Genomic DNA, 9475 nt, shown 5'->3' on the forward strand with positions numbered 1-9475 from the left:
CCATCTCAACCAGAATGAAAGCACAAGTATTTCGTGGCGTCAATCGGCTCAGTTATGAAGTTATCCCAGTCCCCACCATCGCCGCCGACGAGGTATTAGTAAAGGTTAAAGTGGTGGGATTGTGCCAGTCAGACATCAAAAAGATCCTTTACCCACTTTACGAACCGCCCCGAATTTTTGGACATGAGACGGCTGGCGTCATTAGTGAAGTTGGCGCGGATGTCCAGGATTGGCAAGTCGGACAAAGAGTAGTCGTAATGCACCATATTCCCTGTATGCACTGCAACTACTGTCTCCACGAAAATTACTCCATGTGCGATGTCTACAAAAATGTCACGACTACAGCCGGATTTACACCCAGTGGTGGCGGTTTTGCTGAATATGTCAAAGTGCCAGGACATATCGTCCGAAATGGCGGCTTAATAACGATTCCCGCTGGAGTTACCGACGAACAAGCAAGCTTCGTCGAGCCGACAAATTGCTGCCTCAAGGCTGTTAAAAAAGCAAATATTCAAGCTGGCGATACCGTGCTGATTACCGGAGCAGGCCCGATCGGGTTAATGTTTATTATGCTGGTTAAGCATTTTGGAGCCAGAGCGATCTCCACTGACTTAATTCCATCCCGAGTCAAGAAAGCCCTCGCCGTCGGTGCCGAAGCCGCCTTCAATGCCCGCGATCCCGATCTCACCGCCAAAATTCAAGCCTTAACAGGTGGCATGGGTGTCGATACCGCCATCCTCGCCGTACCCAGCGACAAAGCCTTTTTCCAAGCCCTAGACTGCACCCGCAAAGGTGGCAAAATCCTGTTCTTTGCCGAGTTCCCCGACGAGTTAGAAATCCCAATTAATCCCAATGTCTTGTACCGACGTGAAATCGATTTGATGGGTAGTTATAGTTCGTCGTTTAAAGTTCAGGCATTATCCGCAGATCTAGTATTCAATCATCGCATTGATGTCGATGCGTTGATTAGCGATCGCTACCATCTCAAAGATCTCGATAAAGCAGTAGCCCAAGCCACCAAACCGACAGCAGAAACTTATAAGATCTTACTGCATAACGATTAGAAAAAAGTTATGCTCTGCGGATAGGGTCGAGCTATGAGTTATGAAATTGAATATACAAACGAGTTCGCCCAATGGTGGGAGGAGCTTGGGATGTCAGAGCAAGATGATATTAATGTATCCGTTGAATTGCTAATGAGTTTGGGTGTTAATCTCAAGTTCCCTCACTCATCTGGGATTAATAGTTCTCGACATTCTCACATGAGAGAGTTGAGAGTGCAAAGTTCTGGACATCCATTGCGGATATTTTACGCCTTCGACCCTCGACGCAGTGCTATTTTACTAATCGGCGGAGATAAAACTGGTAACGACCGCTTTTATGAAGAGTATATCCCAATTGCAGATCGACTGTATGATATTTATTTAGAGGAACTTAGACAGGAGGGATTAATCTAATGAGCGGTCATCATCCATTTCAACGTCTCGTAGAGAACTTGCCCGAAGATAGAAAATTAGAGATCGAACGTAAGAAAAAGGAACTATTAGCAGCTATTGAGTTAAGAGAAGCAATTGCAGTTACAGCAGCAAATTGGCGCGTAGATACATCTAAAACTCCAATCGAGAATGTCGATATCTACCTAAGTTACTTACGTCAAGCAATCGGCAATCTAGGCGGAGAGTTAACAATAACTGCTAAGTTTCCTGACATGGTAGAAGTAGAGATCGACTCATTACAATCAAGCCTCAATTGACTAACATATCCGTCACTTGGAGTTCCGATAAGTTAGTGCCATCGCCTTGAACTTTGGCATGTAAATTTGGGACTGTTTATCGCCGACAATCCCTGTTATCACGATATATCCGCCTTGCTTGGGAAACAGCATCACTTGATAGATAGCTAAAGGTGCTTTCGTTTGTTTGTCTCTACCATTAGCGACAATTTCCCAACCAGTTAAATTATCGATCGAGATTTCAGTAGTCGATCTTATCGCGACGATATCTGTTTGCGGGTAGGCAGAAATACGCCGAGTTGCAAAGGATTTTTGGTCTAAAATAGCAACATCGCCCAGCGATGGAGCAACAACAAATAACGGATCTGTCGGAGCTACTGTGGGAATATTACCATCCTTGGTAAATAGTGCGACTTTACCCACTCCTGACACCTTTGTAACCAAAGATAAACCTGCTACTGGTGTAATTTTAAATGGTAGCGAGGAAGCGGTTGGAGCTGAAGACGTGCGCGGGGATGCTGCTAGCAAAACTTGTTTAAGTGGCTCACCGATTTTTGTAGCATTTTCTTCCAAAAAGCTGGCAACTCCTACAGTTGTGCTTTCCTCATTGCCAAATACTAAAATCCATTTGAGAAATTTTTGACCAGCGGCTGATTGAGATACTTGCAACAGAAACCCTGACTGATTATCGATTTTGATTGGTTGCTTAGAAATTAAAGATATGCCCCTAGTTGCCAAAGTCTCTTTATTAAATCCTTTAGTTACCGCCGAGAATGGCCCAGGAATTTTCGAGAGTACCACTGATGAGCTGGTTGCAGCTTGCTCGAATCCATAAAATGATGTTGCTTTAGTAAATCCACTCGGTTGGGGAATTGCCAATCCCACTTCAGGAAAATCGACTAGATTCGGCTGTTTTGATAACAGCAATCGACTGGTAGATCGACCCTCGAATGGGCGAAATCTAGATCCAGCAATACTCGGCATCGTTAGGCTCACAGATCCGATCGAAGTAACGATCGCGATCGACATTAACAATTGATATTTCATCACTACATTAAGTCCCATAACTACTGGCACCAGTATACAGATATTCGTCTATCGAGCGATCGATATTATCATGCAGTGAGACGGGGAAATTCTGTTCGACGAGCAGCAAATAGGAGACAGGCTGTAATGTCTTCTGGTTCTAAGTCAGGAAAATCTGTCAATATTTTCTCAGCAGATACATTTTCAGCCATCATTTCCAAAATATCGCTGACGCGGATTCGCATCCCCCGAATACAAGGGTTTCCACCGCATTGTCCTGGTGTTTGAGTGATTCGAGTTAATTGTTGAATAGGTGAAGACATCGCAAATATTTGGTATTCTTTAATATTTGTTTTTGAAGTCGATCGATCTGACAAGAAACACACATCACAATTTTAACATCATCGATCCCAATCGCGATCGCATAACATCCCAAAGACCCGTAGGTTGGGTAGAAGCCCGAGCCAAACCCAACAACCACAAGATCGACAATATTATTGTTTTCTTATCCTTAAAACCCACCAATAGCCTGTAGGGGTAATGCCTCGTGCTTACCCCGCATCGATAAGGGTACCCACAAGGGGCACCCCTACAGATTCTAGGGCGCGATCGACAAATGTATGAATTTTATCGAATCGCTTTTAAGTCAATCTAGCTCAGTTTGCAATGGAAATATTTCGGAACTGAATAGGTCTATTGCCTATTTTAACATTTAAAAGTTGAGCTTTAACTATAGACCCGGATACATCATTAAATGTGATACCAAGATAAGCATCAGCACCTGAAGCTATTGTGGAAAATACACTAAATTCTGGACTTCCACCAAGATCTACTTTAGAACCTATATGAGATTTTCCAGTAAAATCCACCAGAGAAGACCTCTCTGAGAGAGAGTTTATCGACCTTTCTTTACCCTTGTTTACAATTTTGATTTGGCATCTGACATTTGTGTCTACTCTTTGACAGCCTTCCAACGTATAGACAAAATTGTCAACTTCCTTCCGAAAACTAGCTATCGGTGTGAGATTTCTGGTTTCTTGTTGCGCTTGCTCTCCTCTGACTGATTTGTATTTACCACAGACAGTCTTGTTATCATCAGTAGTCACACAGGCTCGTTCGACTTCCTTCAAAGTCCCACAGACAGTTTTACCATTACTCGCAATGACACAAAACTGTGGCGTTGGCGTGTCAGCATGAGCGATATTACCGTAAAAAGGAAGACTTGCAAAAGTCATCCCAGCGAGGATGCTAGCTCTTTGAATGAGGCGTAGTAATGTCATGATTTGACTAAGGGAGGGGTTAATTATTTCTAGACGATTTACTATAGTACGAACTAGGGCGTAAATGAAAGCCTAAAAGTGACCCGATCGGGTGTTTTTTGCTCATCCACAAAATTTTACCGAAACTATCCATACGCACCGATGACTCAAATCGATCCGAATAGTCCACTAGACATCATTTTTGTCCCCGCTCAGACGGGCAATCCCATCGGCACGATCGTGGTGTTGCATGGTTGGGGTGCCAATCATGACGATCTCGGCGAACTCGTGCCCTACTTTAAACTGCCAGAATATCAATTTCTGTTTCCCAATGGCACCTTCGACCATGAATATAGCGACACGGGGAAGATGTGGTATTCATTTACAGGTGCGGGACAATTGAACGATCGCAGCCTCACCCAACTCGCCACTAGTCGCGAAGTTTTGACGACTTGGATCGAGTCGCTCCCAGCTTCGACGGGGATCTCACTCGATCGCACTTGGATTGCGGGTTTCTCTCAGGGTGGGGCGATGACGCTGGAAATTGGGCTAGATTTGCCTGTAGCGGGTCTGATTGTCATGAGTGGTTACTTGCATCAAAATCGAGCGAAACCTCCCCAATCGGCTCCACCTGCGCTCGTCGTGCATGGCAGACAAGATGATGTCGTGCCGATTTCTGCGGCGCGTAAGAGTCAAGCAACCCTGACTCAGTGGGGCGTTGATGTCCAATATCAAGAATTTGATATGGGACACTCGATCGTACCAGAAGTTTTGGAGGCAGTCAGAAATTTTGTCAGCAAATAATCTAAATTATCAATAAGTTTGTTAATCCAGCGCGATTAAAGGGTAATAATAACTAAGAAGGCTAAAATAATTGTAGCTTGCTAAACTTTTGCCAATTTGTAAGGAGGTTTGACCTATGACCACAATCGAGCTGTCGCAACGGAATACTATCCCCAACTTGACTACAGAAGAAGTAGAAGCCCTAGCCTTACGCCTAGAAAGTGATGATTATCGCAACCCTTTTGATGGCTTGAAAGACTGGCATTTCTTACGCGCGATCGCTTTTCAACGCCCAGATTTAGTCGAACCCTACATTCACCTCCTCGATCTCGAAGCCTACGACGAAGCCTAGTCTAAAAAATCCCCTCCCTGGAGGGGTGCCCGTAGGGCGGGGTGGGTAGATCCACGCCGAAATACCAGAATCATCTACAACCCTTACCCCCCCAGCCCCCCTTATAAAGGGGGGGCTTTTGCTCCCTCCCCTTTATAAGGGGAGGGCTGGGGTGGGGTAAAGATCTCCGCATCTCACTCATCAACCCAAAAACCACGACCGATGCGAGTTCTAATCGGAATTGGGGGTGGAATTGCCGCATATAAAGTGTGCGAAATTATCTCTACACTATTCAAAGCAGAAATTGAGGTAAAAGTTATCCTCACCACAGGCGGCGAACAATTCATTACCCCCTTAACTGTCTCAACATTATCCCGCCACCCAGCTTATACCGATCGAGATTTTTGGCAACCCATTCATCATCGCCCCCTTCATATCGAATTGGGCGAATGGGCAGATTTATTATTAATTGCGCCACTGACTGCCAATACATTGGCCAAATTAGCCTATGGATTGGCGGATAACTTATTGACAAATACAGTCCTGGCTTCGACTTGCCCGATCTTACTCGCGCCCGCCATGAATACGGAAATGTGGAACCAAGCAGCCGTCCAGCGCAATTGGCAATTATTGAGTCAAGATTCGCGCTATCATGCGGCTGGGCCAGCGATAGGGTTACTGGCTTGCGATCGAGTCGGGATGGGACGCATGGCAGAGCCTGAAGAAATTTTACCCTATATTCATTCGTTGCTACATACTCATGGCAAGCTCGATTTAGTCGGCAAAAACTTGTTAATTAGTACCGGGGGAACGCGAGAATTCTTCGATCCCGTGCGGTTTATTGGCAATCCTGCTACTGGCAAAATGGGACTAGCTCTGGCACAAGCCGCAGTTCATCGGGGGGCGCAGGTGACTTTGGTTCATGGTACCTTACCGGATGTGCAGATCGATCGCCGGGTAAATCTCATCCCCGTTATCAACAGTGAAGACATGCACCACAAAATGCTGGCGCATTTTCCAAATGCCGATATCGTATTGATGTCCGCAGCGGTTGCAGATGTTAAGCCCGCGCAATATAGCGATCGCAAGTTACCAAAAAAACTACTCCCAACTGAATTAAAATTAGCGCCAGTACCCGACATTATTGCGGCACTCGGCAAAATCAAGCAACCCCACCAAAAATTAATCGGCTTTGCCGCTCAGACTGGGGATATTATCGCGCCAGCGCTGGAGAAATTAGAGCGCAAACAATTGGACGCGATCGTGGCTAATCCGGTAGACTTACCAGAAAGTGGCTTTGGGAGCGATCGCAATCAAGCCGTCATCCTCAAACCCAATGGCGAGCGGATCGATATCCTTCCCTGCGCTAAACTAGAGATGGCACACCAGATTTTAGATCGGATTTATTAGGCTGGAGTTGAGATTATCTGCCCGATAACCGATCGATACCTCGCCTCAAAATTATTGGATAGTGCGCTAAATATTGAATAACTAAACGCTAAACAGCACGCAGCACATAGGTTATGCCCGATCCATCGCTCCAAACCATCTTCGACAGGTTATCCCGCGATTTAGCTAGGGACAAACTGATTCAGACAACTACCGACGAACTCCGTAAGTTGATGAATGCCGATCGAATTGTACTGTACTATTTTTACTATCAATGGTCGGGACGCGTCACCTTTGAGTCGCTCAGCGATAACCAGTTTTCCATTCTAGGTGCGAGTGGCCCCGATCGCTGTTTTAATGGCGAATATGCCAAGCTCTACGAACACGGACGCATCCGGGCGATTCCCGATATCGAAACCGAATTGATTCAACCTTGTCACCGCGACCATCTCCGCGAACTCCATGTCAAAGCCAATTTAGTCGTACCGATTCTCACCCAACGCGGCTTGTGGGGATTGTTGGCGGCGCATCAATGCCAATCTACCCATAATTGGCAACCTTCAGAAATTGCGGCGATGGTTGCTAGCGCTCGCGATCTGGCGACATTTCCTAGCATTCGCGATAGTTAATCCAATCTCACCCCAACTTAGGGGAGTAATAAAAAAGTATTTAATGGGCGAACGCGATATCTGATTCATAGTGTTAGTGTTAGTCGTTAGTTACCTGTTCGCCAACAGCTTCCAACAGTTATCGATTTAGATGTAGCCCCGATCTTCCGGATTTTGCCGCTCGCGGCAACAACCCAAGATTGGGGCTATTTTGATTAGGAGTCCAGTTTGTCTAGTTCGTCGAGTATTTCCAAACCTCTAGCCGCCGATCCTCTAGCGGCTCTAACCTTGAATCGATTGTGAGCATCAAACTCGGCTAACGCGACGGTTGTAAGCTCTTCAATCATTTTATTGACGCTCACGCCTTGACTAGCGGCTAACGCCTTTAATCTCGAATGCCGATCGTCTGGCATCCGCACTGTTAAAACTGCCACAAAGTTATTCTACGATAATTTGGTGTGGGTTGAGCATTTGCAACTGTGAGAAGGTTAGTTCGGAGCCTCTAAAATCTCTAAGATTGTTAGTAGCTAAGATCTAAGCATTCCCCGCGATCGCTAATTCAATGACGTGGTTATCACCCTCATCTCTCAAATTAGGTCGCCATGAATAGTAGATGTAGACCCACTTAGACATACTCAGAAAGCCATCTAGTAGCTCGTTAACCTTACTTCTATCTAGTTGACATTTGGCGATAATCTCTTCCCGCTCTATTACTGATTCGTACTTTAGATACAGAGCATTACTCATCATCGGCTGATATTCACCAAGCAAGCAACGTCGAATCAGTTCGCGGTTTAGTCCCTGAGAACTCAGGATCGCCCCAATAAACACATTTGTGTCTACTACTATTTTTACGATCGTACTAGAATGATAGCCTATGTGATATCAACTTGAGGCTATTTCGATTACATGGAGCAAGCCTAAAATATGAGTAAAAACTCGAAGACCCCGCACAGCGCGAGGTTTCTAGATATGCCAGGACGGAGATTTGAACTCCGGACACGAGGATTTTCAATCCTCTGCTCTACCAACTGAGCTATCCCGGCGCGTTGCTGTTGAATTAGGCAACTTGACTAATATAGCAAGTCCGCGCCAATTATGCAAGCAGTTTGGTAAAAGTTTGGGACTAGTCGTTGCACAGACCAACCGCTAGAGCGATCGAGCGCTCCCCAGTACCAAATTTTTGATAATTGTGACCCCGCCGCTAAAAACAGAATAAGTATTGACTGTGCTAGATTTGAGCCGTTATTTGGTACGATCGAGGATAACAATTAGCTAATATCGCTGAAATTGTCGCCTACAGCCATGTTCGTCACCAATCTTGGATAATTGATAAATTTTTTTGAGCAGCTTGTCAATGCACCTGCGCCCGATCGCCACAAGTACGATGGTTGGTCGTTGGACGATCGCGATCCGCGAGTGATTCGCGAGGTATTTATGCCCGTGTGGAAGTGGTTATATGAGTATTATTTTCGGGTTGTTAGCGATGGCTGGGAGCATGTGCCCGCGCAAGGCAGGATGTTAGTCGTCGGTTCGCACAATGGCGGTCTGGCGGCTCCTGACATGTTTATGCTGATGTATGACTGGTTTGTGCGTTATGGCACCGAACGCCCTGCCTATGGCTTAGCACACCCCGATGTGTGGAAGTATTTTGGGGGGATGTCTACCTTGGCGGTGCGAGCGGGAGCGATGCGAGCACATCCCAAAATGGCGCTCGCCGCCTTGCAAAAAGAGGCGGTGGTATTGGTGTATCCCGGCGGTGCAGAAGATGTGTTTCGCCCGCACAGTCAAAGAGACCGCATTCAATTGGCTGGACGGAAGGGATTTATTAAAGTCGCCCTGCGGGAAAACGCCCCAATCGTCCCGGTAGTATCGACGGGTGCCCATGATGGCTTGATCGTTTTGAGCGATATTTACCCGCTCTTGGAGCGACTTCACGAGCGCGGAATGCCGTGGCTATTTGGGATCGACCCAAATGTGTTCCCGATTTATCTGGGGTTGCCGTGGGGGATTGCGTTTGGCCCGTTGCCTAATTTACCGCTACCAACGCAGGTACATATTCGCATCTGTGAGCCGATCGAATTCGATCGCTATGGCCGAAATGCGGCGAGCGATCGCGATTATGTTGATGCCTGTTACGATCGGGTGGAATCGCAGATGCAAGCAGAGTTAGATCGGTTGTTGCGAGAGAAAAGCTAAGCCTCCTAAAAAAATCCCCTCCCAGGAGGGGTGCCCAACGGGCGGGGTGGGTAGATCTACGCTAATAACAATTCACCAACGATCGCCTCTACTCAGAGTGACATTCTCTTGGTAATGTCCCGTTTAGCATTATTTAGTACAATCGAAG

The 9475-nt window shown here is 46.2% G+C and carries 12 protein-coding genes, 1 tRNA gene and 1 pseudogene; 8 read left to right on the plus strand and 6 right to left on the minus strand.

Going from position 1 to position 9475, the window contains the following annotated elements; all coding sequences use genetic code 11:
* The first annotated feature begins 14 nt into the window (after nucleotides 1-14).
* The 3 genes from RMO35_RS18450 to RMO35_RS18460 are packed head-to-tail and all read left to right on the plus strand — an operon-like array spanning nucleotide 15 to nucleotide 1753.
* The gene (locus tag RMO35_RS18450; protein WP_396135697.1) at nucleotides 15-1064 is read left to right on the plus strand and encodes an alcohol dehydrogenase catalytic domain-containing protein; all 1050 of its coding nucleotides are present in this window, start codon (nucleotides 15-17) and stop codon (nucleotides 1062-1064) included.
* 33 nt (nucleotides 1065-1097) lie between these two features.
* A complete protein-coding gene (locus RMO35_RS18455; protein WP_309742959.1) occupies nucleotides 1098-1457 on the plus strand; it encodes a type II toxin-antitoxin system RelE/ParE family toxin in 360 nt (119 codons plus the stop codon).
* Nucleotides 1457-1753, plus strand: coding sequence for a hypothetical protein (locus RMO35_RS18460; RefSeq protein WP_309742960.1), 297 nt, complete (start codon nucleotides 1457-1459; stop codon nucleotides 1751-1753). The genes RMO35_RS18455 and RMO35_RS18460 overlap by 1 nt, the downstream gene beginning before the upstream one ends.
* A 12-nt stretch (nucleotides 1754-1765) precedes the next feature.
* On the opposite strand, the gene RMO35_RS18465 is transcribed toward RMO35_RS18460, so the two are convergent.
* The 3 genes from RMO35_RS18465 to RMO35_RS18475 all read right to left on the minus strand — a co-directional run bounded on the left by RMO35_RS18465 (nucleotide 1766) and on the right by RMO35_RS18475 (nucleotide 4038).
* Nucleotides 1766-2779, minus strand: coding sequence for a hypothetical protein (locus tag RMO35_RS18465; protein WP_309742962.1), 1014 nt, complete (start codon nucleotides 2777-2779; stop codon nucleotides 1766-1768).
* 68 nt (nucleotides 2780-2847) lie between these two features.
* Nucleotides 2848-3081 (minus strand): DUF433 domain-containing protein, encoded by a 234-nt coding sequence (locus tag RMO35_RS18470; protein ID WP_309742964.1) that lies wholly within the window; start codon nucleotides 3079-3081, stop codon nucleotides 2848-2850.
* A gap of 333 nt (nucleotides 3082-3414) precedes the next feature.
* Complete coding sequence (locus tag RMO35_RS18475; protein WP_309742966.1) at nucleotides 3415-4038, minus strand: hypothetical protein; 624 nt, start codon at nucleotides 4036-4038, stop codon at nucleotides 3415-3417.
* Between the two features lie 141 nt (nucleotides 4039-4179).
* Here RMO35_RS18475 and RMO35_RS18480 point away from each other — a divergent pair, with 141 nt between their 5' ends.
* The 4 genes from RMO35_RS18480 (at nucleotide 4180) to RMO35_RS18495 (ending at nucleotide 7149) form a co-directional block, all read left to right on the plus strand.
* Complete coding sequence (locus tag RMO35_RS18480; RefSeq protein ID WP_309742967.1) at nucleotides 4180-4821, plus strand: dienelactone hydrolase family protein; 642 nt, start codon at nucleotides 4180-4182, stop codon at nucleotides 4819-4821.
* A gap of 115 nt (nucleotides 4822-4936) precedes the next feature.
* Nucleotides 4937-5152, plus strand: a complete 216-nt coding sequence (locus RMO35_RS18485; protein WP_309742969.1) for a DUF2555 domain-containing protein — start codon at nucleotides 4937-4939, stop codon at nucleotides 5150-5152.
* A gap of 201 nt (nucleotides 5153-5353) precedes the next feature.
* On the plus strand, nucleotides 5354-6541 hold the full coding sequence (gene coaBC, locus RMO35_RS18490; RefSeq protein WP_309742971.1) for a bifunctional phosphopantothenoylcysteine decarboxylase/phosphopantothenate--cysteine ligase CoaBC: 1188 nt from the start codon (nucleotides 5354-5356) through the stop codon (nucleotides 6539-6541).
* A gap of 113 nt (nucleotides 6542-6654) precedes the next feature.
* Nucleotides 6655-7149 carry a GAF domain-containing protein gene (locus tag RMO35_RS18495; protein ID WP_309742973.1) on the plus strand — a complete coding sequence of 165 codons (495 nt, stop codon included), beginning with the start codon at nucleotides 6655-6657 and terminating at the stop codon, nucleotides 7147-7149.
* Nucleotides 7150-7343: 194 nt separating this feature from the next.
* On the opposite strand, the gene RMO35_RS18500 is transcribed toward RMO35_RS18495, so the two are convergent.
* From RMO35_RS18500 to RMO35_RS18510, 3 genes and pseudogenes are all read right to left on the minus strand, one after another.
* On the minus strand, nucleotides 7344-7562 hold the full coding sequence (locus tag RMO35_RS18500) for a toxin-antitoxin system HicB family antitoxin (protein WP_309742975.1): 219 nt from the start codon (nucleotides 7560-7562) through the stop codon (nucleotides 7344-7346).
* A 4-nt stretch (nucleotides 7563-7566) separates the two neighbouring features.
* Nucleotides 7567-7986, minus strand: a pseudogene (locus tag RMO35_RS18505) (putative toxin-antitoxin system toxin component, PIN family).
* 115 nt (nucleotides 7987-8101) lie between these two features.
* Nucleotides 8102-8174, minus strand: a tRNA-Phe gene (locus RMO35_RS18510).
* Between the two features lie 283 nt (nucleotides 8175-8457).
* Between RMO35_RS18510 and RMO35_RS18515 the strand changes: the two genes are divergently transcribed.
* The gene (locus tag RMO35_RS18515) at nucleotides 8458-9327 is read left to right on the plus strand and encodes a lysophospholipid acyltransferase family protein (protein WP_396135696.1); all 870 of its coding nucleotides are present in this window, start codon (nucleotides 8458-8460) and stop codon (nucleotides 9325-9327) included.
* Nucleotides 9328-9475: the final 148 nt, after the last annotated feature.

The organism is Chamaesiphon sp. OTE_20_metabat_361, assembly GCF_031364565.1.